Below are 24,460 nucleotides of genomic sequence, written 5' to 3' on the forward strand. Positions count from 1 at the left end.
GACCGCGCACAGGGGAAGGCCCTGGATAGGATTGAATACATGACGCCACCTCGAAATTCCGACGAATCAAACGGCAAGTCCGGGCGCCGCGACGAGCTGCTCGAGATCGCGGCGGGGCTCTTCGCCGATCGCGGAGTGCGCGCGACGACCGTCCGCGACATCGCCGACGCCGCCGGGATCCTGTCCGGCAGCCTGTATCACCATTTCGATTCCAAGGAGTCGATGGTCGACGAGATCCTGCACCAGTTCCTCGACGAACTCTTCGGAAAATACCGCGAGATCGTCGCGGCGGGGTTGGACAGTCGCGCGACGCTCGAAGCACTGGTCGTGACGTCGTACGAGGCCATCGACGCCTCACATTCGGCTGTGGCGATCTACCAGGACGAGGTCAAGCACCTCGTCGGGAACGAGCGCTTCGCTTACCTGGCCGAGCGCAACACCGAATTCCGGGACCTGTGGGTCGGCGTCCTCGAAGCCGGCGTCGCGGACGGGACCTTCCGCTCCGACATCGACGTCGAATTGGTCTTCCGCTTCATGCGCGACACCGTGTGGGTCGCGGTTCGCTGGTACCGCCCTGGTGGATCCCTCTCGGCTCACGCCGTCGCGGCTCAATATCTCGCGATCGTGCTCGACGGGCTCTCCGATCCGGCCACAACTTCAGACGCTATTGCTGAATCAACTTCAAGAACTATTGCTGCACAACGAAACTAGGAGCTAACGCTATGTCCGAGGTTTACATCGTCGACGCCATTCGCACACCGATCGGCAAGAGGGGCGGCGCGCTGTCCGGCGTGCACCCCATCGATCTCGGTGCGCACGTCGTCAAGGCACTGGTCGAGCGCACCGGTATCGACCCCAGTGACGTCGACGACGTGATCTTCGGTTGCGTCGACGCCATCGGCGGCCAGGCCGGCAACATCGCCCGTATGTCCTGGCTCGCAGCGGGATTCCCGGAGCACGTTCCCGGGGTGACCGTCGACCGTCAGTGTGGTTCGAGCCAGCAGGCAGTGCACTTCGGCGCTCAGGCCATCCTGTCGGGCACCGCGGATCTGATCGTTGCCGGCGGCGTTCAGAACATGAGCCAGATTCCGATCTCGGCAGCGATGATCGTCGGTCAGCAGTACGGATTCGACACGCCGACTTCGGGTTCGGTCGGTTGGACCGAGCGCTACGGTGACCAGGAGGTCTCGCAGTTCAAGGGCGCCGAAATGATCGCCGAGAAGTGGGACATCAGCCGCGAAGAGCTCGAGAAGTGGGCCCTGCAGAGCCATGAGCGCGCCAAGGCTGCAATCGCCGCAGGTCGCTTCGACAACGAGATCGTCGCCATGGGTGACGCGACCGTCGACGAAGGACCCCGCGAGACCAGCCTCGAGAAGATGGCGACGCTCAAGGTTCTCGTCGAAGACGGACGCATGACCGCAGCAGTGGCCAGCCAGATCTCCGACGGTGCGAGTGCGCTGCTGCTGGCGTCGGCGGAAGCGGTGGAGAAGTACAACCTCAAGCCCCGCGCCCGGATTCATCACCTCAGCGCACGCGGCGACGACCCGATCTTCATGCTCAGTGCGCCGATCCCGGCCACGAAGCATGCTCTCGCGAAGGCCGGCCTGAGCATCGACGACATCGACATCGTCGAGATCAACGAAGCTTTTGCCCCGGTCGTCCTGGCCTGGATCAAGGAAATCGGCGCAGATCCGGCCAAGGTCAACGTCAACGGCGGCGCGATCGCACTCGGTCACCCGCTCGGCGCGACCGGCACCAAGCTGATGGCAACCCTGCTCAACGAACTCGAGCGCACCGGCGGTCGTTACGGCCTGCTGACCATCTGTGAAGGTGGCGGCACCGCGAACGCGACGATTATCGAGCGTCTCTGACGCCTTGCTGTGCGCCTTTATTAACCGCCGGCGGTTAATAAAGGCGCACAGCAGTTAGTTGTTCGGCGCATCCGCGACCTTGATGTCGAAGTTCGCACTTTCACCGTCAACGCTGGTCACGGTAGCTGTGACGTCGTATTCGGTGCCCTGCTCGGTCAGGACGCACGTGATCGATGCGCCGACTTCGGCGTCGAGGTTCTCCGGACACGTCACGTCGTCGGGTGGCTCGCCGATCTTCTCGGCTAGTTGAGTGGAGATCTGACTTGCGACTTCGGACTTGTCCACTTGCGGCGTCCCGACGCTTGCCGAGCAAGCTCCCGTGGCCAATGCCGCCGAGAGTAAGACGATTCCCACTGCAGGCCTCTTTGTCATGTGAACTCCCAGGGTGCGCCGGTGCTCGCTGCTGCCACCTCAGGGATTACCGCATTCGGGACTGTTTCAACCGAGTTGCGCGACGCAGTTTTGCGAGGTCAGCGTCGGCGGACCGTCAAGTTGAAGCCTTCGGGCATCAGGGTGAGCCGTTCGGCTACCTTCAACTCGTAGTCCGGATCGGCCTCGATCGTGTATTTCTGCAAGATGGTGCCCAACACGAGGACCGCTTCGTGAATAGCGAATTGTCTTCCGATGCAGGCGCGTTCACCGGTTCCGAACGGCTTGTACACGTGCGCCGGCCTGGCTTTGATGTTGGCGGGCAGGAAGCGATCCGGATCGAACGCCTCGGGATCGTTGCCCCACACCGGATCACGATGAAGTGAGGGGATGAGCACGAGCATCCAATCGCCCTTCTTCATCGGATACTTGCCGACGAGCGTCGTGTCTTCGAGCGCCGCGCGCCCGTAGGCGGGAGCGGTCGGCCACAGACGCAATGATTCGTCGAGGACGCGTCGTACGTATCGAAGTTTCGCGATCTTCTCGAAGGCGGGCTCCTCGCCCTCCCATACCTTGTCGACCTCGGCTTGCGCCTTGGCCAGCACGTCAGGGTTTCGTGACAGGTAGTACAGCGCGAACGACAATGCGCCGGAGGTCGTTTCGTGTCCGGCGACGAGGAAGGTCACGACCTGATGGCGGATGTTCAGTTCGTCGATACGGTTGGGATCGTTCTCGCGTGCCGCCCGCAGCATCAGTTCGAGAAGATCTTCGGGCCCCGGTTCGGTACTTGTCCGCCGGGCACGGATCACTTCGTCCACAACCTCGGCCATGTACGCCTTGCGGACCTCGTCACGTTGATCGGCGCGACGTGCGAGCACTCGCCCGAGGGCGGTCGACTTCAGGAACGTCGTGCGCTGCGAATGGGAGAGTGCGCCGACCATTGCCTTGACGAACGGATGCTGTTCTTCACGTTCGAAGGAGTCGAACGAGTAGCTGAATCCAGTGCGTCCGATGGTCTCCAGCGTCAGCTTGGTCATGTCTGCGGAGACGTCGATGGGGGAGTCACTTTCACGACTGTCCCAATGGTCGACCAACTCGCCGGCCACGTCGAGCATGGTGCGGTGGTACGAGCGCATCGCAGTCTGGCTGAACGCCGGTGCCAGGAGATTGTGCGCCTTGCCCCAGTTGGGTTCGTGGTTGTACGCCGTGAACAGGCCGTCGCCGCCGATTCCGCGGAGTGCTTTGACTCCAGGTGCAAGGTGCTTCGCGAACCGGGACTCGTCGGACAGTTCTGCCACCATGTCCGCGCCCGAGGCGAAGACGAAGCGATTTCCCAGGACATTTCTCTCGAAGATCGGGCCGAGTTCGCGGCCGATGCTCACGGAGTTCTGCAGCGGTGTCCGGATATTGATCCCGAGAACGTCCCCGAGGACCGGCAGGCGCCACGCCGGATGCGGTATCCGAGCATCGGTCGTCGCCTCTGGAGTGGTGTCGACGCTCATTGTGTGTCCCCCGGGGTGAGATCGCTTACTGAATTGATGTCTAGTACGCAAAGTACGCCTTACTGAATCGGTGTCAAGTAGTAATCTGACTTGCCTATGGTCGCACCACGAAAACGCCTGGACCGAGAGCAGCGGCGCACGCAGTTGCTCGACATCGGCGCGCAACTTTTTGCCGATCGCTCGTACGAGGATGTGTGGATCGAAGAGGTCGCCGAGATTGCGGGCGTCTCGCGCGGGTTGATGTACCACTATTTTCCGACCAAGCGAGACTTCTTCGCCGCAATCGTCGAGCGCGAATCGCAGCACCTGCTCGAGGTGACCGCACCCGATGCGACGCTACCGGTGCGCGAACAGGTGGCAGCCGGGTTGGACGCCTACTTCGCGTACGTGAAGTCGCACAGCAGGGGAGTGCGCGCCATCAACGTCGGGACGCTCTCGGCCGAGGCCGGTATCCGGGCGATTGTCGAGCGCGAACTCGAACAGCAGCAGATTCGAATCCTCGATGCACTGGGATTCGAGGGCGAAAGAAGACAGCTCGCTGCCGTTGCAGTTCGGGGATGGATCGCGTTCGTCCGAGCTGTCTGCCTCGACTGGCTCGATCAACCTTCCATACCGCAGGAAGAGTTGAGAGTGATCTGTCTGCGGACCCTCTCCGGAGCGTTGGGCATCGACCTCGAAACGTGAAATGCCGACCGCGCGGGAGCGGCCGGCATTTCCACGGACAAGTCTGATCAGTCGAGCGTCGAATAGAGATCGTCCCAGCCCTTGGCGACGTACATGTTGGTGTAGATGGACCCGTAGTACGTACTTCCTTGCAGAACGGTGACGTTCCCGGCCTGCACAGCCGGAAGTCTTTGCCACAACTTGGTGTCCGAGAGTTGTTCGAAGGTGGTGTCATTGCTGTCTGTGACAGAAACCATGAACGCGTCGCAGCCTTGCAGACGATCCATCTCTTCGATGCTCAGTCGTCCCTGATTGTCGAAACCGGTTGTGTTCAATGTTCTTCCGCCGATATCGGCGAGCGTCATGTCGGTGGGTTGACGATTCTTCTTTCCCGTTTCCTCCGACACGGGCAGGCTGTCGATGTAGATCGTGGCCTTGTCCGGACTGTAGGACAAGCTTGCGACGGTTTTGCCCGCGATCGCGGAAGCGTGTCGAGTGCGAATGTCGGTGATCAGAGCGTCATAGTCGGTGATCAGGCGATCCATGGTGGGTGTTCGGCCCAGCCAATCGGAGAGCTGGGTCAGGTTCTCCCGCCACGTCTGCTTCGATTCGGTCGTCAGGACAGGAGCGATGCCTTGGAGCTTTGCAGCGGGCCAGTACTCGTTGTCGGCGTTGACGCAGATGATGAGATCGGGTGCGAGTCCGAGGATCTGCTCCAGATTGGGCTTGTCGCTGAGGTATTCGGCCGAGCCGTCGGCGGGAACCCACTTGGTGACGGGCGAGATGTTGTATCCGAACACCGGTAGTTCCAGGGCAATGGCGAGCTCGAGGTCGGTTCGGGCGTCGACGGCCAAGACCCGCTTGGGGTTGGTAGGTATGTCGTAGGTCCCCAACGGCGTGGTGACGGTGCGCATTTGAGCGTCATCATCGGCCCCTGAACCGTCGCTGGAACTGCAGGACGACAGAATAGTTGCGACTGCTGCCATCCCGGCTCCGATGCCGAATTGGCGACGGGTAAGTGCGTCGACTAGCTCTTGCCAGACGCGTTCGTCCGGCACGGTAGGTGTGTTGGTCAGCATTTTTTCGATACCCTTCGGTCTGAGTCCGTATCGATCGTAGGGTTGGCGATACCAGATCACCTATATCGAAAACCGCCTGATATTAGTCGATTTCGGCCATGGTCCGTGACTTTCGGGTGATGGCGGCGCCGAAGGCTGCAGCGAGCGGGAACATCAGAACGCCGTACACCGCGGCCGGCACTGCCAATTGCACGTTGTCGAGGAGACTGACGGCGATGGTGATCGCCAACGTGCTGTTGTGGATGCCGATTTCCATGGAACTGGCGATGGCCTGACGATCCTCGATGCCGAATATCCGGGGAACGACGTAACCGATCGAGAGGCTCAGTAGGCAGAACAAGGCAGCGACGACGCCGATGTCGACGAGATAGTCCGCGATGTTCTCGCGCTCGGAAACAACCGTTCCGACGATCACCAGTGCCAGAACCACCGCGGATCCGATGCGGACGGGCTTGTCCATGCGCTCGGCAAAGGCGCTCGAGCGCAATCGAACCCACATTCCGAGGGCGACAGGAATCAGTACGACGGCAAAGACCTGAAGTACCTTCGTGAACTGCAGTCCGAGGGTGCCGTCCGCGTCCTCGGGTTCGAAGTAGCCCAACGCGAAGTTGGTGATGAGCGGAAGGGTGACCACCGCTATCACCGAATTGACCGCAGTGAGTGTCACATTGAGAGCGACATCGCCGCGGAACAGATGGCTGAACAGGTTTGCCGTGGTGCCGCCCGGTGATGCGGCGAGGAGCATCATGCCGACAGCGAGCAGTGGGTCGAGGTCGAACAACGTGACCAGACCGAAGGCCGCGGCCGGGAGCAACAACAACTGACAGATCAGGGCAATCGAGACGGCTTTCGGCGCTTTTGCCACGCGGGCAAAATCTCCGACCGTCAAGGAAAGCCCGAGGCCGAACATGATGATGGCGAGTGCGGCGGGTAGGCCGACGGAGGTGAGTGCAGAGTCCATGAGTTAGTGGCTACTTCCAGTCACTGGGGGAATTTCACTGAAACTACCGTGATGCCCGGATCTGCGTGGCAGTTTGGATACATTGATGTATCGAACCGTGACGGCGTCGGTGAGCAGGGTTATCGTCGAATTATGTGCCGAAACATCACTGAACTTCGTGGACTCGAGCCCGCTGCTACGCCGGAGGAGATCGAAGCGGCCTCTCGCCAATACGTACGTAAGGTGAGCGGAATAGCCAAGGTGTCCGACGCGAACCGAGACGCCTTCGAACAGGCGGTGCGTGAGGTGACCGAAACGACGACGCGCCTGCTCAGTGCGTTGCCGCCTCGCAGACAGCCACCTCAGACCGTCCCTCCGTTGCGTCGCCCGGAAGTACAGGCTCGGATCGCTGCTCGTTCGTCCTGACCCGAGTGGATCTCACAGATATCGACGTATGGGACGTCGAAGCCTTGGATCAACTGTCTGCTGGGTTGGAAGGCGTTCTGGTCGCTCACCGCGTTCGCGACATCCGTCGACGGCTGGATACGCTGCGCAAAGAGGCCGTCGCCGACGACTTGCATATTCGTCAGGATGGAACCGTCTTTGCCATTGCGCCCATCGCCGACGGTCACCCGCTCCACGTGCACGCCCAGTTGCTCGAGGTCGCAGTTCGAGAACTGATCGGTGAGGCACTGCTGGTCAGCGCGGATCTTCATCATGCGTTGTCTCTGCGGTCTCAGGTCGGCACCGACCTCCGTGACAAAGCTGTGCGTGTGGGGGAGGAGTGGCGAGCGTTCAGCCCTGATCGGCAGCGTCAGATGTTGCGTCATGCACCAGGCCTGATCGCCAACCTCGACGGCATTCCTGCTGTGATTCGCAGCCCGGCCAATCTCGATCGAATTCAATCGGAACGAGCACGGCTGCAAGATGATTCAGTCCGAATCTCGCAAGAACTTCACCGCGAGTTCTTCGGCGGCAGACTGAGTAACACCGGGGCGGGCCAGTGGTACGCCGAACGCAAACTCGAGGATCTGGACGCGCTCGACGAGTTGTTTCGCGCCGAACCTGATCGACGGTTACTGCTCATGGACATGCGCTCGGGCGAACGCGGCTTCGCTGCAATTGCGATCGGTGATCCGGACACAGCGGATCACATCTCCGTGACGATTCCCGGACTGAACACCAACGTCAAGGACTCGATGCGCGGAATGGTCGGAGAGGCAACGCGATTACGAGCCGAGGCGATGCAGCAGCTCGAACTGGCCGGCCGAAAGGAAAGCGTGGCCACCATCGCCTGGATCGGATATGACGCGCCACAGGTGATCGGGCCGGGAAAGTTCGACATCGGTCGGGCCAGCTTCGACGTCAGTCGATCGTCCAAAGCAGGCATAGCCGCCGACGCATTGGGTAGCTTCTTTCACGGTCTTCGTGCCGCGTCGGTCAACGACGGAGTCCATATCACCGCGTTGGGCCACTCCTACGGATCCCTCGCGACTTCTCTTGCGCTGCAACGCGGGGCAAGCGCAGCGGTCGACGACGTGGTGTTCTACGGTTCACCCGGGGTGCGAGCCAAGGTGGAGTCGGACCTCGGTATCGCCGACCGGCACGTCTACGTCATGAAAGCGGAAGGCGACAGTATCGCGGGGTTCGGCCGTTTCGGTGGCGATCCGACGCGCACCGAGTTCCATCGGTTGTCCACGGCCGAGGGGATCACCCCGGATGGAGTGAAACACGAGCGGGCGTTCGGGCATGCGGAGTACGCGAGGACCGGAGACAACGGAGAACTGCGGATGTCGGGATACAACCTCGCGGTTGTGGTTGCCGGACTGCCGGAGTTGGCCGTTATGGCCTGACCTGCTGGCTTACAGTGGCACTCATGCGTCTGAGGCATTCGGCCAGGGGGTTGGTCGTTGACGACCAGTCCCGTCTTCTGCTTTACCGATTCATCGCGCCCGGGGGAGGGCTGACGGTCTGGTGTCCTCCGGGCGGAGGCTTGGAAGGAGACGAAACCCCGTCCGAGGCGCTCGCGCGCGAATTGGACGAGGAGATCGGCTTGCGCGACTACGGCGCAGCCACCCATGTGTGGCATGAGGAGATCCGTGACCCGGCGATATTGCCGGGTTGGGGTGGTGCGATCAACGACTACTTCCTCGTGCCGGTGGCGACCGCATTCGAGCCCTGTGGGTCGTTGGGGCGCGAAGCGCTGGCCGCCGAGCTGGTCGAGCACTTCGAGTGGTGGAGCGTTGACCGTCTCTTGTCACACAGTGGTCGAGAAGTGTTCGGGCCACGCGATTTACCCGACCGGTTTGCACGCCTGGTCAAGGATGGGCCATCGAGTGCGCCGGATCGATTTGTTCGGTCGCCGTGAGGGATGCGAGGTAGCGATTGAAAACGAACATTTCGGCATCGAAACACGGCTACGCTGGGGTTATGGAGCACTACGTGCGTAAGGACCCCATCCCGTACGCTTCTACGGCTGCGCTGGTCAGTTCTCACAACCGGTTGGCGAGGGCGGCCCAAAAATTGTGGATGGCTCTCCGAGGGCTGATGCGTGATCGGAAGGCGAGTCGGTACACCTCGCTCGCTCCGCGTCATCCCGACGGATCACGTACCGCCGTAATGTCTTTCAACAGCAGCGGCGGAGGGGCCGGATCAGGCGGGGCATGAAGGTCGCTAGTGCGACGCTGCCCGGGGCCCGTCGAATTCTCGACGAACACCGGGCAGTGACGCACTACTCGAACTGGGGTCAGCGGAGGTACTGTCCGCACACCGGCCACGCGCCGGCGCCCTGACCGGCAAGGACGTTTTCAGCAACGCGGACCTGTTCTGCCTGGCTGGCGTTGGCGGCGCTGCCCGCTCCGCCGTAGGCCTCCCACGTGCTCTGGCTGAACTGGAGTCCGCCGTAGTAGCCGTTTCCGGTGTTCGCGGCCCAGTTGCCCGAAGATTCGCATTCTGCGACACCCGACCAGTCGTGGGTGGCTGCGGATGCGGTGCCTGCGCTCAGTCCGAGGGCTCCGGCCGCGAGGGCTCCGGCTGCGGCGACAGAGGCAAGTGCACGGGTAACGGTGGTCTTGGTCATTTTCGGTAAATCCTCTCGAGTCCCGCCGACGGAGGACGGTGACCGTCTCAGCTCCGCTCCCACCACTAGGAATGTTGTCGAGTCCGAACCGCGGGGTGGGACGGGCGGTGGCGATTCGGTAATGCCCGGTTGATCGGGCTGTCACCAACCATAAGAGATGATTACGGATTGGTCACGGGTCGGCGTGTCGACACATGTTTGTGCAACAGAAATGCATCAAAGAGTGTTTTCCCAGGTCGCATGGCGATATGCCACCTCTCCCGGCGTTACATAAACGAGATAAAATGTGATGTAAGTCACCTTAAACGTGCCTCGACGGCGTCGATATGCGGCGAATGTGACACTCAATCAGCCCGGTTTGTCGGCTTTTCGACCCGGTTTCCAGTCGTGCTGGAACCCATGTCCAGCCGTGATCTGTTGTCGACCGACCGGCCCGATTTACCTGTAGGGCAGCAGAATTGACAACGAATAACGCGCCGCTGGCTCAGACGAGATTCTTGCTCGCCTTGATCCGGCGGCGAATGTCGCGCATCTGAATGGTGTTGCCGGCCTGACGAACGGAGCGTGGGATGAACCTGTTGACGAACGACACGAAAATGAAGAGGTGTTCGAACCGGCGGCGGTCGTCTTCGGTCCACTCGAGATCGAGTTGGTCGCGGTAGATCGGTGGAAGGAATCCGACCGTCAGGAACCGCAACAAGTTTCGGAACACCAGGCGTATCGGCCACGCGATCATCTGTAGGTTGACCAAGTCGATCAGGTACTGCTTGGTGCGTTCGTCGATGACGACGCGTTCGCAACCGAGGTTCCAGTAGCGCTCGAAGTCGGCACGTGTGGCCGGCCACATCTCTTCGGTGACCTGCAGCGTCGTTCCCAAAGTTGACGCGGACTTGTAGAACGACTCCGCCTGTTCTTCGGACATCTTGCCGTGCAGCAACTGATGACTGTCTTCGAAACCGATGAACAGGCATGCAGCAACCCATAATTGGAGTTCGCGATTGAAGGCGTTGTACTTGACCGGGCTGTTTGAATCCGACTTCACATGTCGGTGCACCGAGTTCACGGCCTCGCGGTAAGCCTTTCGCTCTTCCTCGTCACCCAGGATCGCGACCGTCAGGTACTGCGTCGTGGTTCGTGCACGCTTCCACGGATGCGCTGTCAGAGCACCCGATTCGACCTTGCTCTCCATGACGCCGTACGCCACCTCGGGCCAACCGAGTTGCAGGATGACGTTGGCAGCGGCTCCGGCGAACGACCAGAAATCGAGTGCGTCGGTGATGTGTGCGGGCTTACGTGCCCACCGTCTACGCTCGGCCGTGATGGTGATGCGTGTCTGATCGGTGCGAAGCGACGACTCGGACTTTTCCGAATCCAGGTAGTGAGTGGGCATGGATCTTCCTCCGCGTGTGGTGAGTTACTTGGTCTCGACGTTGCTCACGAGCCACCGGTCGCCCGAGCGGACCAGGGACACGACCATGCGGTACTTCTGTGTGTTTCCCTCTGGCGCTGCGACATTCTTGGCTTGTTGGTCGACGAACACGAGCACCTTGGCCGACGAATCGTCCAGTGATCCGATGCCGACGTCTGTCGCCGTCGCGCTCGCCTGACCTTGGCCCCCGGCAACGACTTCCCTCAGGGAATCCACCATCGTTCGGTAGGTGCCGGCAAACTCGTCGGTCGACATCGAGGCGATAGTGTCCTTGTTGACATCGAGGTTCTGATAATCGAAGGAGGACATGATGGTTGAGTAATCCCGTGCGGTGTCCAAAGCCTCCTGCCGCAGCGTGTCTTCCTGATTCGCCGAGTACATCTGGAATCCGAGCACCGCCAATGCTGCGACCAGCGCTACCGCCATTAGTGAGATCAGTGCGTTGCGTGGCTCCTTCAGGCGGTGAAGTAGCGACGGAGAAGTCGGATGTTCGGCCACCTCGGCTTCTGTCTCGTCGAGTAGTGCGTTGTCACCGTGTGCCATTTCCCAGTCCTTCCAACATCAATCTCCAGTAGTTCAGGGCGTCGACTCCGGTCGGGACGAGAATCGGATCTGCGACGACGGGCGGTCCGATCGGAGTGCCCGGGACGGTCGAGTTCTGCAAACCGAGGTCGTTCGGACGCGGAGCATTCTGTGCTCCGCGTTGGACGAGGTCGTCGGCGGGGGGACAGTACATCGCCAGACTCGGACTGGTGGGAGACAGATCGCCGACCTCACGCCGAGGGGTGTCGTAGTTGCAGACCGGCCCCTGGGTCGCAACCAAGGCAAAGTCGGCGCGATCGCCTTTGACGATGGATGCCAGTTTGGCGAGACCTTCAGGAATCGTGACAAGTCCGGTTTCCAGGGCCTCTGTGCGGTCGGAGATGATCGGTGCGACAGTGACGAGATTGGCCAGGACCGCTCCGAAAGTGTTGTGGTACTTGTCGAACAACTGTTGAGCGCTGTTCAGGGCGGCGGGCGAATGATCGGTGAGGTAGATCAGCACCGGCGCATTGGATTCGAGTTGTTCGGTGAAGTTCTTGGCAGCTGCCATTCCCCGGACGAACGAATCCGATTGTGTCGCCATGGAGTCCACCAACGTGGAGGTTCGCGACAGCAGCGCAGCGAGTTCGGCCGACTGGTCGTTCAACTGCGCCGACATGGTCCCACCGTTGTCGATCATCGTCGCCAAGCTCGGGCCGAGCCCGTTGAACGAATTCCCCAGCTCGGTCCCGATGTCGCTGATCGCTTGTGGATCAATCCCTTCCAAGACACCGGACGCCTGAAGCATCAACTGGCTCATCTGGACCGGTTGCTGATCCGCGGGCATGGCGATCTCGTCGCCGTCCCTAAGATACGGGCCGTGGTCTGTGTTGGGGTAGATGTCGACATTCTGAATTCCGGCTGCGGTCCCCATCGTCACCTTGGCGACGCTGTCGGTAGGTATCTCGGTGTTGTCGTTGAGTGAGAGTTCCACCCGAGCCGTGCGGGTGCCTGCGTCGAGTTCGACTTCACTCACTTTCCCCACCTGTACGCCGCGATACGTGACGACCGTGCCCTTGGTCAGTCCGAAGGCGTCGGACATGTTGGCGTGCAGCAGGATTTGACCCCCGAAACCCTGAGGGCCGACCACGTAGACGATCCCGAAAGGGATGACCACAGCAGCGATCAGAGCGAACAGGACAAGTTGAACAAGCGCAAGGCGACTCAACGCAGACCTCCCTGAAGTAGATCGGTGAGAGTTCCCGCTGGTGCGATCGATTGACCGGCCATACCGCCGCTCCAGAGCTTGTCGATCGTTCCCGGAATATCCAGGGCGCCGTCGAAAACGAGGTAGTCGCCCTGCACTGCACCGGTGAAGTTTTCGAGCAACCCGTTCATGTTCGTCAGCGTCTGGCCGATCTCCGAGTTGAACGAATCCAGAGTCCCGACAACGGTCGACGCATCGTGCAGCATCGCGTCGAGGCCGTTGGGAGACGAGTCGAGAATGGTGTTTGCGTTGGTGGCGAGCTGAACGGTCGAGTTCAACAGGCTCGCAATCTGATCCTTCTGTCCCACGAGAATCGACACCACCTGTGGAACGGAATCGAGGTAGTTGTCGACAACTACGCGTTGGCCGGCCAGTTGGGAGGAGACCCGGGCAGCGAGGTCGACGGCCTCGTCGAACTCGCTGCGGTGACTGCTTGCCTCTGCCATGAGCGAGGTGAGGGTCTCGGTCAGAGAACGAACTTCACCGGAGCGCCCGGAAAACGCGGTGTTCAGCTCGCGCACCACGGTATCGAGTTGGTCGATGCCGCTTCCGGTCAGAACCGTGCCGAGGGTGGCAAGCGCACTTTCGACCTGCGGACCGATCTCGGTGCGAGACTCCGGAATTGTGTCTCCGTCGCTGAGCGTGGAGCCGGACGGAACTTCCGGCACCAAGAGTCTGATGAACGGATTGCCAAGTGCGGACGGGAGTTCGACGGAAGCTTCGACGTTGTCGGGCAATGGCGTCGCGGCGTCCAGACTCAGAGTCACATCGGCTCCGACGACATCGGCTGACAGCGCGGATACTCGACCGATGACTTTCTGGCCGCTGCGGACGTCTGCTCCCAACACCAGGCCGTCGGCGCCGGCCAGCTGCAGCGCCACGTTGTACGCGTCACCGTCGGCCGAACGACCGAGGGGTAGGTCTTGAATGCCTGCGCTACAGCCGCCGAAGGCGAACACGGCCGCGGAACCCACACCGATGATCGCGATACCGGCGATTATTCGAACTGATTGCCGCGTCAATTGCCACCTCCGGGGACGGCTCCGCCGGAAATCGCGGAGGCGACGCCGAGCGGATCAGAAGTGCTGAGGGGGAAGGAAATCGGATTCGTGAACCCGGCTCCGGTGCAGATCGGCAACTTGTAGGTGTCGCACAGCGGTTTCGCCACCGCGAACTGAGTCAATGCAGTCGAGACGTTGAGCCGAATGCGCCCGCGCTGATCAGGACCGATTGTCTGGGAGAGGTTCTGCATCATCAACGGCACCAGGTCCATGAACTCGGCGAGGCCGGGTTCTTTGGCAGCCAGAGTGTCACCGAGAACTCGCACGTTGTCGGCTATGGCACCGACATCATCGCCGTGAGTTGTCATGAAACTGTTCAACTGGTCGAAGACCACCTGCAGATCCTGCAGAGGCTGTGAGATGTCCATGTTCTGGCTCGCCCATTGATCACCCAGGACGCCGAGGTCGCCGACAAGTTCGTCGAGGCTGACCTGCCGTGCGTCCAGAGCATTCATCAAAGTGTTGAGATTGTCGACAAGGGCACCGATGTCTTCCGACCGAGCGCCGACAACTCCGGTTGCCGTGCTGAGGTTGCGAATTGCGGTGTTGAATTGATCGCCCTGGCCCTGCCACCCGGCGGCGCCGCGGCTCACGAGATCGCCGAGATTGCCCCCATCCCCGGCAAATGCGTCGGCCAAAGTGCTGACGCTTCCCATCAAGCCGTCGAAATCTATGGGGGAGTGGGCACGTTCGATCGGAATCTGGTCGCCGTCTTTCAGTGTCTCTCCGCCGGTGTACGCCGGGCCGAGTTCGATGTGTCGATCGCTGATCACCGATGGATTGAGGACATAGGCCGAGGCGTCGGCGGGCAGGTCCACGGAGTCGGGCATCGACATCGCTACTCGAACAGAAGTTCCGCGAGGTTCCACCGACGTGACCGTCCCGACGCCGACTCCGAGGACGGTGACCTTGCTTCCCTCGTAGATTCCGCCGACGTAGCTGAAATCGGCGTAGACGGTCTTGGACTGATCTGTTCGTCCGAATATGTACCAACCGGGCAGGGCGATCGCCAAGGTCACTACCAGCATGGCCGTGACGGCTTTTCGTGTATTCACTTGCAGCCCTCCATGATGCCGAGCGCGCAGAGCAGATTGTCCGGGATCACGGCCGCCGGCGCGTTGACGTCGGTCCAATTGCCGGTGCCGGTTGAATCGGTGACCGAACGCAGCGCGGAAGGAAGACGAGTCAACAGCAGGTCGATCTGATCTGCGTTGTTCTTCAGCGTGGTGGTGACCGCGACGAGGTTGTCGGTCATGGCTCCGAACTCGTCCTGACGATCGACGAAAGTGGTGGAGAGCTTCGAGATGATGATTGTCAGGTTGTCGACCAGCTGAGTCAGTGCGTCCTTGCGCATCGCAAGAGTTCGAACGATCGTCTGAGCATTGGCCGCAGTACCGACGATCGAATCGGTTTGTGCCGCAGCCATGTCCGACAGCTCACGAGACATGATGAGAATCTGGTCGATCTGTTCACTGTTCTGCGCGAAAGCCGCCGAGGCGCCGCTGATTCCGGCCAGAGCCCGGCCCACCTGATCGGAATCAGTGGGAATCACCTGCGAAAGGGTGTTCATCATGGACTCCATCGCCTGTAGGTCGACGCCTGTTGCCGCAGTGGTGGCATCACTGCTGACGTCGTCGAGGCTGTACGGCACGGTTGTGCGGGAGAGCGGGATGACCCGCGCCTCGGAGTCGTCGACCACTCCGGCCGGCACGATCTCCAGGTAGCGCTTGCCGAGGACCGTCTTGAGCCTGACCGTCGCCGTGCTCTGGTTTCCCAAAGGCTGGTCCTTGTCCAAGCGGAAGTTGACGACGACGTGGTCGCCGGCAAGGTCGATCGAATCCACTCGGCCCGCGGGAACCCCGGCCACGTAAACCGGATCGGTGTCGGAAAGCCCGCTGGCATTGGCTAACTCGGCTGTGTATGCCGACGTGCGTACGTTGTACCAGAGCTTCGGAATGCCCAAGGCGGCGCCGAGTCCCACCACCAGAACGAAGATTCCGAGACTGCCCAGGGCGAGAGCGGTGCCGCTTCCGCTGCGACGGCGATCCCCTTTGAACAGGAAGAGCATGATGCCGACGAACACGTCGATCAGCTTGACCAGGAACATCATGAGCACACCGGCGAGTGTGTCGGACCGAAGATGTTGGCTTCCATGTCGCCTGCCTTCAGAGTGAAATTGCACAGATACAGGCTGATGAAACTTCCGTAACTTCCAATCCGGTTGGCGGCGTCGGCGAACTGGGGAAGGTTGACGAGAAGTCTGTTGAACTCGTCGGTGCTCGCAATCCAACTCCCGGTGACACTTTCGAGTTGTTGCACGGTCTGACCGAATGCACCGTTCGACCCGGCCATGATCTGAGCCAAGGACGAGACAGTGCGGTTTCCCTGATCCAAGAGCGAGACCAGTTGATCGTTCTGCCCGACGACGGAAATACTCAGATCGTTCAAACCGTCCAACAGACCGACCAATTCGGGTTGACGCTCGTCGACGGAGGTGAGAAGAGTGTTCATGTTCGTGAGTAGTTGCGCGAAGACGTCCTGACGGTCGACCAGGCCGGAACTCATGGTCGCGATCTGGTCGAGCAGGGTGGTCATTGCCTGGCCCTGGCCGTTGAAGGTTTCGACAAAACTTCGCGTGAGCGTGTTGACCTGCTCGGGCTGCAGCGCGGCGAACAACGGTTTGAACCCGTTCATCAGGGCCGTCAAGTTGATCGGCGGTGTTGTCTGCGCCAGCGGTATCGTGTCACCTGGTTCGAGCTGTCGTGCGGATACCGTTGTTGCGCTGTCGTCCTGCGTCAGTGCCAGATATCGAGCACCGAGCATGTCGCCGTAGCGCACGGCGGCACGGACATCCGACTCGAGGGAATATCGCGACTCGATTTCGACGTCGACGATCGCCTTGCTCGTCCCGCCTCCGTTGTCGGCGAACGCAACCGAGTCCACGCGGCCGATACGCACACCCGACATGGTGACCGGGTTGCCCGGGTTGAGTCCTTCGACGTCGGTGAACTCGAACGAGTACGAATCGGTGCTTCCGCGAACCGGGACCGACAACGTGTTCGCCACGAACGACGCGCAGGCGACGCCGGTGAGACAGAAGAGTGACAACCGAATTACCTGGCCAGGACGGACCTTCACGGGACGGTCACCTCGTTACCTCTGACCATCGGCCCCAACATCAGTGTTGTTGCCGGGTTGGGGGTATCCGAGGGTTCCGGCGATCCGCCCAGTAGTTGATCTTCGAGGTACCGCAGGGGGGCCGCTTCGGCTACGCCGCCCACGACCGGGGCACTGACGGGTTGTTCAGGCGTCAGGTTGGAGCCCGAACACTGTGCTCCGCGCGAGTCACCGTACTGCGGGCAATCATCACCCGTGTATGGGAGCGGTTCGGCGAACGTGGCAACTGCTGTGATGTCGAACTTTCCGGTGGCGAAGACTCGAGCGCCCGCGGCGCCGAACGTACTGGCATTGGCGAGGGTGGAACGCAGTCCTCCGGGATTGGCCGCGGTGGTTGCGAGTATCTTTCCGGCGGAATCGATCACAGTGATGATGTTTCGGTTGTTCGCCCCGACAAAATCGTCGACGGTAGCGGCGAAGACTGCGGCCGCGCCGATCGAGGACTCGAGATTCGCTCTGTTGGCGACCATGTCGTTCGAGACGGTTGTGGCGGCTGCCAAGGTATCGAGAATGTCGGGGGTCGCACGGTCCAACGCGTCGACGACCGACTTGAATTCGGGTGTCGATTCGAGGAATTGGTGTGCGGCGGGTGTCAGTACGCCGGACGCGGCACTGAGATTGTCTATCGTGGTACCGATCTCGGCTCCGTTTCCGTCGAGCGCCTGGCCCAGCGCAGTCAGGGCTGTCTGCAACTTCTCGGGCTGCATCGCAGTGAGGACGCCCACCAACTTGGTGTACACGTCGTAGAGCGCAACGGCTTCGGGACCGTCGTCCATGTGGATCTCGTCTCCGTCCGCCAGAGTCGTCTGGCCCTGCTCATTCGGACTGTCCACGAGCTGCATGTAGATGTCGCCGAAGAAGGTGCGTGGAACAACGCGAGCCACCACGTCAGCGGGAATCTTCGACGCGTCATCGGTCTGAATCTGCAACTGCACAACGGATTCGGCGGTTCCTGATTCGATTTCGCCGATTCGGCCGACGTTGACGCCGTGGTACCGAACCGGAGCTTCACCGCTGATGAGACCGGCTGTGGCTGGAACAGCGACGAAGATGTCGGTGCTCTGCTCGAGATTTCCCGAACCGCGTAGAACCATTGTCACGGCGGCGGCGACGGCTACGACTATGGCGATCGCGCCGCGAAGGGCGTACACGATCTTCGTGCGTGTAGTGAGTCTGTCCACGGCTCAGACCCCCATTCCCGGGATCTGGGGCACGAGGCCCCACAGCGCGAAAGTCATCAGTACGTCGAGGATTCCGATCGCGAGGATCGCAGTCCGGAGCGCGCGCCCGGCCGCTTGCCCGACGCCGGCCGGACCGCCCGATGCGTAGTAGCCGTACGCGCAGTGAACCAGCGCGACAACAGCGGCGAACACCACGGCCTTGAGACCCGAGTACAGGAGATCCTGCGGAGAGATCGCCAGATGGAAGAAGTAGTCGTAAGTACCTGCCGATGCGCCGTTGAAGAACACGACGACCAGTCGGGTCGAGAGGTAACTGGCCAGGAGTCCGATCATGTAGATCGGGATGACACAGATCATGGCAGCGATCACCCGGGTACCCGCGAGGAAGGGGATCGATCGGATCGCCATCGAGTCCAGCGCGTCGATTTCGTCGGAGATACGCATGGCCCCGATCTGGGCGGTGAAACCCGTTCCGACCTTGGCGGCCAACGCGATCGCGACGACAACAGGGGCCAGTTCACGGGTGTTGGCAACCGCAGACAGCATGCCGGAGAGCGAGGTCATCCCGACAAGCTCGAGGCCCCGGTGGGTCTCGACGCCCAACATCATCGCCGCGGCCAGCGACATCGCGAAGACGATCCCGATGGTGCCGCCGCCGGACAACAAGGAGTTCGTGCCGAAGCTGACCTCGCTGATCTGACCGAGTACATGCTTGCGGTACTTGGTGAGCGCAAAGGGGATCGATGCGATAGTGCGGACGTAGAAAGTGACGTGCTGACCGAGGGAGACGAGGCCGTCGCCCGCGGTTCGCAGGGGTCTGCTCGCTTGACGTGCTCGAACACGGAGATCGACGAGCGACATCAGAATTCACCGACTGCCGGGACGATTACGGTGTAGAGCGCGGACAACACTGTGTTCACGATGAAGACGAGCGCGAACGCGATGACCACGGCTTCGTTGACTGCGTCGGCAACGCCGCGTGGGCCACCTTTTGCATGTAGACCTTTGAAGGTGGCGACCAAAGTCGAAGCGATGCCGAAGACCGCAGCCTTTACCAAAGCCATGACGAAGTCGGAAGATCGCCCGTACTGACTGAACGTTGCCATGAATGTTCCGGCCGGAAGATGCTGGACGTAGATGTGGTACAGGTAGCACGCGATCACACCGCCGAAGGTGACCATCGAACACAATGCAAGGGAGACGATCACTGCCGCAACCAATCTCGGTGCGACGAGGCGCTCGATCACGTCGATGCCCATCACTTCCATCGCGTCGATCTCTTCCCGGATCTTTCGTGAACCCAAATCCGTGCAGATCGCCGATCCTGCGACACCGGCCATCATCAACGCGCACACCAGCGCCGCGGCCTGACCGACGATGATGAAAGCTACGACAGCTCCGGAATATCCACCGGCTCCGATCCGGCCGGCCAGTTCACCGACCGAGACGGCGATGAATACACCGATCGGAATCATGAGAAGCAGCGACGGGCCGGTGCTGACGCGACCGATGAACAGGGTCTGAGTAACCGTCTCGTGCAATGAGAGTCGTCTGCGCAGGATTGCCGTGAACAGGCCGAAGAGTGCCTGAACCGAGAATCCGATCAGATAGCCCCCCTGTAACGCTACGTCTCGCACCGGGCCCTTCGCGGCTGGCAGCTCGTACGTCATCTAATTGAATTCCTTTGCAGATCAACAGTGTTCGGCACGGAGTTCGAACTGTTCGAGCGCTGGCGGTCGAGCGAACTGCCTGTGAAGCATCTCACACATATATGTGTCCAAGCAAGCATTATGTGAACCGAAATTCTCGTCGAACTGTCAGCCCTGTTGACCGAGTTTCCTTCATTGACGTGGAGATATCGGAACTGTTCATATCGACATCCTGTGTATGTTTACGAATATTCCGAATCTGTCAGTCGGATTGCTTCGTGGATGCGGGCTGGATGCTTCGAGCGGTGACCCTACCCACTGCTGGTGGCCACAGGCAACGTTTTGTTAACGAAGATTCTCGGTGGAAGCAACGGGGGAGGTGGCGAATGGCGAGTGGTGTGTTCTGATCAAAGGCAGTGTTACCTGCATGTATGAAACTCTAGACGCGCGATGTGCTGAAATCGGTGTACGAGTTTTCAGAATCATGCTTATGCTGATTCTCGTCTGATGAGCAGGCGGATCGAAGTGCTTCGTGCGTGAGGGCTGGAGAGTGGGGTACACGGTGAGCCTGAACGATCAGTTCGTCGACGCGCAGACGTCGAATGGGATTGTTCGGCAGCCGAGGTCCGACTCCGTCAAGAGGCGACCGAAGGACCGCAAGGCGCAGATTGCGGCAGCAGCGGCAATCGCGTTCAGTGAGCGCGGATATCCTGCTGTCAGTGTCGACGACATCGCGTCGGCGGTCGGTATTTCGGGTTCGGCGCTCTATCGGCACTTTCCGAACAAGTACGCGATGTTCCGCCACGCGGCACTGGAGTTGACCGGAGCACTCGCCAGTGCCCTCGATGCCGTTTCGGTTGCGCCTGCGGCAACCGATGCGCAGCGGTTGCGCGAAGATCTGATTGCAGTGATACGAACGACGATCCGCAATCGGCGTACGGCCGGAATCTATCGTTGGGAGAGCCGGTTTCTCGACACCGATGATCGGAAATCCGTTCGAGCGCAAGCCAGTACGGTCAATCGCCGAGTAGCCCGGTATCTTTCGCGCTCCGAACCCGCGATGGCGGCGAGGGACGAGACCCTTGTCGTGGCAGCGATGTTCAGCGTCATCGGCAGTATCACCGTCCATAACCTGTTGCTGCCCCAGCGAGCGATGGAGAAGGTTCTGCTCGACGCGTGTCTGGCGATAGATCAAGGTGAGGGTGCAATCACCGCTAGCCGCTTGGAGCAGTCCTCGTTACCTCGAACCGTGACCACGAACAAACGTGAACGTCTCTTGCAGGAAGCCGTGCGCCTCTTCGACTCTCGCGGGTATCACGACGTCAGCATCGAAGAGATCGCCGCGGCCGCCGGCTTGAACGCGTCCGGTATGTACCGCTACTTTCCCAGCAAGGCAGAGCTTCTCGGCGCCGTGTTCTATCGAGCTGCAGATCGCTTGGACTTGGCGACGGCAGCGGTCTTCGACTCCGCGACTTCGCACGAACAAGTGCTCCGGTCACTGTCGGCGATGTACGTGGAGTTGTCGTTTGCACAGCACGAATTGATGTCGGTCTACTTCTCCGAGATGAACAACCTTCTGCCGAGTCATCGAAGCGATCTGAAGAATCGCCAGAAGCTTTACGTGGTCGAATGGGCGCGAGTGCTCGGAGAGATTCGTCCTGAGCTGTCGGCAGTAGAGGCGAAGTTCGTAGTTCACGCTGCGCTCAACCTGGTCCCGGATGTCGGCCGCATGATGAAGTTCGACGCTGCCGCAGAGAACGCGGCCATGTTGCAGGTGTTCATGTCGGCAGTACTGTTCGGCCGTCGGGCTTCGGCCGCCTGAAGCGTGTCGGTGAGTGTGCGTAGTCTGGCCCACTATGAGCGAAGTCGTGTCACTGGCAGCTGCCCGTCGCATAGCGCTTGCCGCTCAGGGATTCGGCAAATCGCATCCCACGACGGTGACGCGTCGCAATCTGGTCGGCGTGATGGACCGGCTGCAGGTGCTGCAGATCGACTCGGTCAATGTCTTCGAACGCAGTCACTACCTACCCGTTTATGCGCGATTGGGCGCATACGACAAATCCAGACTCGATCAGCTTGCCTTCGCCCCCGGTTCGGGATACCTCGAATACTGGGGCCACGAAGCAACGTTCTTGCCGGTGGACATGTGGCCGTTGTTCCGTTGGCGGATGGACCAGTTTCGCGCCAAAGCGTTGAGTGACAAGGACGGGTGGGCTTCCGATCGGAGTGTCTTCCTCGATTGGTTGCGGCAGGAGTTGCGCGACAACGGTCCGATGGCGGCGAGCGAGATCGAACACGAGGCGAACACACGGCGCGGTCCGTGGTGGGGGTGGTCCGACGTGAAGGTCGGGCTGGAGACGCTGTTCCGTTGGGGCGAGGTGGTCTCGGCGGGGCGCGCCGGTTTCGAGCGTCGTTACGGCCTGGCCGAGCAGATGCTTGCACCCGAGATACTCGACGCACACGTCGAGCGGTCGGAGGCGATACGCGAACTGGTGCTGCGGGGTGTGACGGCACACGGTCTCGGCACCCTCGACGACATCGCCGACTACTTTCGTCTGCCCAGCGCAGAAGCACGAACGGCATTGCAGGAACTCGAAGATGCCGGCAGTGTGCGCCGGGTGTCCGTCGACGGCTGGGAGCGTCGAGGCAAGGCAAGGGAGGTGTGGATCGATCCGCGAGCGAAGCGTCCCAGGTCCATCCGTGCGGAAGCGTTGTTGTCACCCTTCGACCCGGTAGTGTGGGCACGCGATCGAGCGTTGCGGCTCTTCGACTTTCACTACCGGATCGAGATCTACACTCCGGCGCACAAGCGAGTTCACGGATACTACGTGCTTCCGGTCTTGATCGACGACAAGATCTGTGCCCGAGTCGATCTGAAGAACGACCGTCAGAACCGTCGACTGCTTGTCCGCGCGGCGTGGGCCGAACCCACCGCGGACGCCGACACTGCGCCGCGGTTGGCGGAACTCCTTCGGAGAACTGCGCATTGGCAGGGCTGCGACACCATCGAGGTGGAGAACAAAGGCACGTTGTCTCAGCAGTTGGCCGCCGCCATGAGGTGAGCCTTCAAGGCCGCGAGGGAGATTGTCATTCGGGAACGGTTATGCGTCCGTCGGTCGCTGCCTGATTGATGGAATTTCTCAATGCGGAACAACTTCCGGATCGAATTCTCGGCGATGCAGCGTCGTCACGGTACTCCAAACATGCGGTGCGCGAATCTGATCGCCACTGGGTCGACGTGTGATGCCAGCTGTTCTTCTCCACGAGGACGTACGTTCCACACCGCTCGCAGTCCAGCGGTTCCATGGTCATTGCGGCGCTCCGGCAGCGGCCTTGCGTGCAAGGTTGTCCGCGACTTCCTGCTTCCACACTTCGATGGGTTTGCTTGTGTCCATCTCGAATTCGAAACGGTCGACCATCTCGGGCGTGACGTCGGCGACGTCCACGTAGAACTGTTCATACCACCGCCTCAGTTGGTATACCGGACCGTCCTCGGTGCAGAGCAGCGGATTGTCGATGCGGGTCTTGTTCTTCCAGATCTCGATGTCCTGCTCGAACCCGACACCGATGTATCCGATCATCGCGTCGACGGTTTGGTCCGCGATCCCGGCGGGAAGGTCGTCGGTCTTCTTGACGGTGATGCCGTACATCAGGACAAACTTGTTCGGGCTGACCGGATAGTGGCAGTTGATCAAAACCGAATCCACCTTGAATGTTTCGTACTGGTACACCAGATCATCGATCATGAACGACGGTCCGTGATAGGCGGCCACCGAGAAGTTCGAGACCAGCTTCGGCACGTCGGGATCCGTCCAGGTCACGATGTCGTCGCGGTTGATACCGCTCTGCTCCTGGATGGCGACGTGTCCTTCGAAGACGTTCTTGAAATAGGTGGGGAACGAGAAGTGCACGTAGAAGAAGTGCGCCATGTCCACGACGTTGTCGACGATTTCTCGACAGTTGGTGTCGATGACGATTGACTTCCATACCCAATCGGTCCATTCGTGGTCCGGAGTTTTGATTGTCGGTATGGCGACTTCGGCCGGAGGCGGATTGCCTTCGGGGTCATGCCAGACGAAGAGCAGTCCGTCTTGTTCGAGGGTGGTCCAGGCGCGAGTTTTGGCAAGCGGTGGAACGCGGCGTGCATAGGGGATCGCGGTGCATTTGCCGTTGCCGCCCCAACGCCAGTCGTGGAAGGGGCAGGCGACTGAATCGCCCTTGACCGTGCCCTGACTGAGGTCGCCGCCCATGTGACGGCAGTAGGCATCGAGGACCTTCAATTCGCCCTGGCTGTCGGCAAATACGACAAGCTTGGTGCCGAAGGCCTCGATCGGATGTGGGTTCCCGTCGTGGAAATCCGTTGCAAGTCCGAGGCAGTGCCATCCGCGGGCAAAACGTTCGGGCGCAGCGCCCTCGTCGATCATGCGGATCTCGTCGACTTCGCCGAGGTCCATTGTGGTCGTCACGTCTGTGGTCAAAACGTCGTCCTTTGTTCAGTGATCTGTGTTGGCCACTGTGGTGAGGAGTTGGTCCAGGTTCAACGGGGGTAACCGGTGATCGGTATAGCTGCAGGTGGAGTGGCCAGGCAGGTTTGTCTCCCGCACGGTGGGAAACACCCTGGCGGTTCGTCCGGTGAAGGCCCAGATTTGCAGTCAGCAGAGCACGCCCAGC

At 60.8% G+C, this 24,460-nt stretch carries 23 protein-coding genes and 1 pseudogene; 8 read left to right on the plus strand and 16 right to left on the minus strand.

Annotation, left to right across the window (positions count from 1 at the left end):
- Positions 1-39: 39 nt before the first annotated feature.
- Positions 40-711, plus strand: a complete 672-nt coding sequence (locus A0W34_RS04275) for a TetR/AcrR family transcriptional regulator (protein ID WP_003945807.1) — start codon at positions 40-42, stop codon at positions 709-711.
- Between the two features lie 11 nt (positions 712-722).
- Positions 723-1,871 carry an acetyl-CoA C-acetyltransferase gene (locus A0W34_RS04280; protein WP_007734192.1) on the plus strand — a complete coding sequence of 383 codons (1,149 nt, stop codon included), beginning with the start codon at positions 723-725 and terminating at the stop codon, positions 1,869-1,871.
- A gap of 54 nt (positions 1,872-1,925) precedes the next feature.
- Here the strand turns inward: A0W34_RS04280 and A0W34_RS04285 are convergent, their stop codons facing one another.
- On the minus strand, positions 1,926-2,243 hold the full coding sequence (locus A0W34_RS04285) for a DUF4333 domain-containing protein (protein WP_232329980.1): 318 nt from the start codon (positions 2,241-2,243) through the stop codon (positions 1,926-1,928).
- Between the two features lie 98 nt (positions 2,244-2,341).
- A complete protein-coding gene (locus A0W34_RS04290; RefSeq protein WP_007734205.1) occupies positions 2,342-3,742 on the minus strand; it encodes a cytochrome P450 in 1,401 nt (466 codons plus the stop codon).
- Between the two features lie 96 nt (positions 3,743-3,838).
- Here A0W34_RS04290 and A0W34_RS04295 point away from each other — a divergent pair, with 96 nt between their 5' ends.
- Positions 3,839-4,426 carry a TetR/AcrR family transcriptional regulator gene (locus tag A0W34_RS04295; protein ID WP_003945528.1) on the plus strand — a complete coding sequence of 196 codons (588 nt, stop codon included), beginning with the start codon at positions 3,839-3,841 and terminating at the stop codon, positions 4,424-4,426.
- A gap of 47 nt (positions 4,427-4,473) precedes the next feature.
- Here A0W34_RS04295 and A0W34_RS04300 read toward each other — a convergent pair whose 3' ends face one another.
- Positions 4,474-5,484, minus strand: coding sequence for an ABC transporter substrate-binding protein (locus tag A0W34_RS04300; protein ID WP_063315157.1), 1,011 nt, complete (start codon positions 5,482-5,484; stop codon positions 4,474-4,476).
- A gap of 82 nt (positions 5,485-5,566) precedes the next feature.
- Positions 5,567-6,445: a bile acid:sodium symporter family protein gene (locus A0W34_RS04305; protein WP_003945620.1), complete on the minus strand. Its 879-nt coding sequence runs from the start codon at positions 6,443-6,445 to the stop codon at positions 5,567-5,569.
- 132 nt (positions 6,446-6,577) lie between these two features.
- Here A0W34_RS04305 and A0W34_RS04310 point away from each other — a divergent pair, with 132 nt between their 5' ends.
- From A0W34_RS04310 to A0W34_RS04320, 3 genes are read left to right on the plus strand one after another with little or no spacing between them, the layout of a single operon-like run.
- Positions 6,578-6,850, plus strand: coding sequence for a DUF2277 domain-containing protein (locus A0W34_RS04310; protein ID WP_003945457.1), 273 nt, complete (start codon positions 6,578-6,580; stop codon positions 6,848-6,850).
- Between the two features lie 5 nt (positions 6,851-6,855).
- Positions 6,856-8,277 carry an alpha/beta hydrolase gene (locus A0W34_RS04315; RefSeq protein ID WP_081557374.1) on the plus strand — a complete coding sequence of 474 codons (1,422 nt, stop codon included), beginning with the start codon at positions 6,856-6,858 and terminating at the stop codon, positions 8,275-8,277.
- Between the two features lie 23 nt (positions 8,278-8,300).
- Positions 8,301-8,792, plus strand: coding sequence for an NUDIX domain-containing protein (locus tag A0W34_RS04320; RefSeq protein WP_080961083.1), 492 nt, complete (start codon positions 8,301-8,303; stop codon positions 8,790-8,792).
- Positions 8,793-9,176: 384 nt separating this feature from the next.
- On the opposite strand, the pseudogene A0W34_RS04325 reads toward A0W34_RS04320, so the two are convergent.
- The 11 genes and pseudogenes from A0W34_RS04325 to A0W34_RS04375 all read right to left on the minus strand — a co-directional run.
- Positions 9,177-9,503, minus strand: a pseudogene (locus tag A0W34_RS04325) (transglycosylase family protein); the annotation flags it as partial.
- 484 nt (positions 9,504-9,987) lie between these two features.
- Positions 9,988-10,893 carry an oxygenase MpaB family protein gene (locus tag A0W34_RS04330; protein ID WP_003945519.1) on the minus strand — a complete coding sequence of 302 codons (906 nt, stop codon included), beginning with the start codon at positions 10,891-10,893 and terminating at the stop codon, positions 9,988-9,990.
- A gap of 24 nt (positions 10,894-10,917) precedes the next feature.
- Complete coding sequence (locus A0W34_RS04335) at positions 10,918-11,475, minus strand: hypothetical protein (protein ID WP_047269603.1); 558 nt, start codon at positions 11,473-11,475, stop codon at positions 10,918-10,920.
- The gene (locus A0W34_RS04340; protein WP_058227636.1) at positions 11,462-12,682 is read right to left on the minus strand and encodes an MlaD family protein; all 1,221 of its coding nucleotides are present in this window, start codon (positions 12,680-12,682) and stop codon (positions 11,462-11,464) included. Before A0W34_RS04340 ends, A0W34_RS04335 begins: the two co-directional genes overlap by 14 nt.
- A complete protein-coding gene (locus A0W34_RS04345) occupies positions 12,679-13,743 on the minus strand; it encodes an MCE family protein (RefSeq protein WP_081557375.1) in 1,065 nt (354 codons plus the stop codon). Before A0W34_RS04345 ends, A0W34_RS04340 begins: the two co-directional genes overlap by 4 nt.
- A complete protein-coding gene (locus A0W34_RS04350; RefSeq protein ID WP_081557376.1) occupies positions 13,740-14,837 on the minus strand; it encodes an MCE family protein in 1,098 nt (365 codons plus the stop codon). The genes A0W34_RS04345 and A0W34_RS04350 overlap by 4 nt, the downstream gene beginning before the upstream one ends.
- The gene (locus tag A0W34_RS04355; RefSeq protein ID WP_007734231.1) at positions 14,834-15,889 is read right to left on the minus strand and encodes an MCE family protein; all 1,056 of its coding nucleotides are present in this window, start codon (positions 15,887-15,889) and stop codon (positions 14,834-14,836) included. Before A0W34_RS04355 ends, A0W34_RS04350 begins: the two co-directional genes overlap by 4 nt.
- Positions 15,889-16,920, minus strand: coding sequence for an MCE family protein (locus A0W34_RS04360; protein WP_058039203.1), 1,032 nt, complete (start codon positions 16,918-16,920; stop codon positions 15,889-15,891). The genes A0W34_RS04355 and A0W34_RS04360 overlap by 1 nt, the downstream gene beginning before the upstream one ends.
- The gene (locus A0W34_RS04365; RefSeq protein ID WP_007734237.1) at positions 16,917-18,140 is read right to left on the minus strand and encodes an MCE family protein; all 1,224 of its coding nucleotides are present in this window, start codon (positions 18,138-18,140) and stop codon (positions 16,917-16,919) included. The genes A0W34_RS04360 and A0W34_RS04365 overlap by 4 nt, the downstream gene beginning before the upstream one ends.
- A 3-nt stretch (positions 18,141-18,143) precedes the next feature.
- Positions 18,144-19,001 carry an MlaE family ABC transporter permease gene (locus A0W34_RS04370; protein ID WP_003945491.1) on the minus strand — a complete coding sequence of 286 codons (858 nt, stop codon included), beginning with the start codon at positions 18,999-19,001 and terminating at the stop codon, positions 18,144-18,146.
- A complete protein-coding gene (locus A0W34_RS04375; RefSeq protein ID WP_003945485.1) occupies positions 19,001-19,810 on the minus strand; it encodes an MlaE family ABC transporter permease in 810 nt (269 codons plus the stop codon). The genes A0W34_RS04370 and A0W34_RS04375 overlap by 1 nt, the downstream gene beginning before the upstream one ends.
- Before the next feature lie 541 nt (positions 19,811-20,351).
- On the opposite strand from A0W34_RS04375, the gene A0W34_RS04380 reads away from it, so the two are divergent.
- Entirely contained in the window at positions 20,352-21,611 is a 1,260-nt protein-coding gene (locus A0W34_RS04380) for a TetR/AcrR family transcriptional regulator (RefSeq protein WP_232329981.1), read from the plus strand.
- 34 nt (positions 21,612-21,645) lie between these two features.
- Positions 21,646-22,851, plus strand: a complete 1,206-nt coding sequence (locus A0W34_RS04385; protein ID WP_081557378.1) for a winged helix-turn-helix domain-containing protein — start codon at positions 21,646-21,648, stop codon at positions 22,849-22,851.
- A 246-nt stretch (positions 22,852-23,097) separates the two neighbouring features.
- Here the strand turns inward: A0W34_RS04385 and A0W34_RS04395 are convergent, their stop codons facing one another.
- Positions 23,098-24,243, minus strand: a complete 1,146-nt coding sequence (locus A0W34_RS04395; protein WP_081557380.1) for a Rieske 2Fe-2S domain-containing protein — start codon at positions 24,241-24,243, stop codon at positions 23,098-23,100.
- Positions 24,244-24,460 lie beyond the last annotated feature (217 nt).

This window comes from Rhodococcus sp. BH4 (assembly GCF_002079265.1).
In the GTDB taxonomy this organism is placed as follows: Bacteria; Actinomycetota; Actinomycetes; order Mycobacteriales; family Mycobacteriaceae; genus Rhodococcus_F; species Rhodococcus_F qingshengii.

Coding starts and splice junctions, on each gene's coding strand:
- A0W34_RS04375 (WP_003945485.1), bottom strand. CDS start 19,810: ATGACGTACGAGCTGCCAGCCGCGAAGGGCCCGGTGCGAGACGTAGCG.
- A0W34_RS04300 (WP_063315157.1), bottom strand. CDS start 5,484: ATGCTGACCAACACACCTACCGTGCCGGACGAACGCGTCTGGCAAGAG.
- A0W34_RS04320 (WP_080961083.1), top strand. CDS start 8,301: ATGCGTCTGAGGCATTCGGCCAGGGGGTTGGTCGTTGACGACCAGTCC.
- A0W34_RS04305 (WP_003945620.1), bottom strand. CDS start 6,445: ATGGACTCTGCACTCACCTCCGTCGGCCTACCCGCCGCACTCGCCATC.
- A0W34_RS04395 (WP_081557380.1), bottom strand. CDS start 24,243: ATGGACCTCGGCGAAGTCGACGAGATCCGCATGATCGACGAGGGCGCT.
- A0W34_RS04295 (WP_003945528.1), top strand. CDS start 3,839: ATGGTCGCACCACGAAAACGCCTGGACCGAGAGCAGCGGCGCACGCAG.
- A0W34_RS04335 (WP_047269603.1), bottom strand. CDS start 11,475: ATGGCACACGGTGACAACGCACTACTCGACGAGACAGAAGCCGAGGTG.
- A0W34_RS04280 (WP_007734192.1), top strand. CDS start 723: ATGTCCGAGGTTTACATCGTCGACGCCATTCGCACACCGATCGGCAAG.
- A0W34_RS04290 (WP_007734205.1), bottom strand. CDS start 3,742: ATGAGCGTCGACACCACTCCAGAGGCGACGACCGATGCTCGGATACCG.
- A0W34_RS04310 (WP_003945457.1), top strand. CDS start 6,578: ATGTGCCGAAACATCACTGAACTTCGTGGACTCGAGCCCGCTGCTACG.
- A0W34_RS04275 (WP_003945807.1), top strand. CDS start 40: ATGACGCCACCTCGAAATTCCGACGAATCAAACGGCAAGTCCGGGCGC.
- A0W34_RS04370 (WP_003945491.1), bottom strand. CDS start 19,001: ATGTCGCTCGTCGATCTCCGTGTTCGAGCACGTCAAGCGAGCAGACCC.
- A0W34_RS04355 (WP_007734231.1), bottom strand. CDS start 15,889: ATGTTCCTGGTCAAGCTGATCGACGTGTTCGTCGGCATCATGCTCTTC.
- A0W34_RS04285 (WP_232329980.1), bottom strand. CDS start 2,243: ATGACAAAGAGGCCTGCAGTGGGAATCGTCTTACTCTCGGCGGCATTG.
- A0W34_RS04330 (WP_003945519.1), bottom strand. CDS start 10,893: ATGCCCACTCACTACCTGGATTCGGAAAAGTCCGAGTCGTCGCTTCGC.
- A0W34_RS04385 (WP_081557378.1), top strand. CDS start 21,646: ATGAGCGAAGTCGTGTCACTGGCAGCTGCCCGTCGCATAGCGCTTGCC.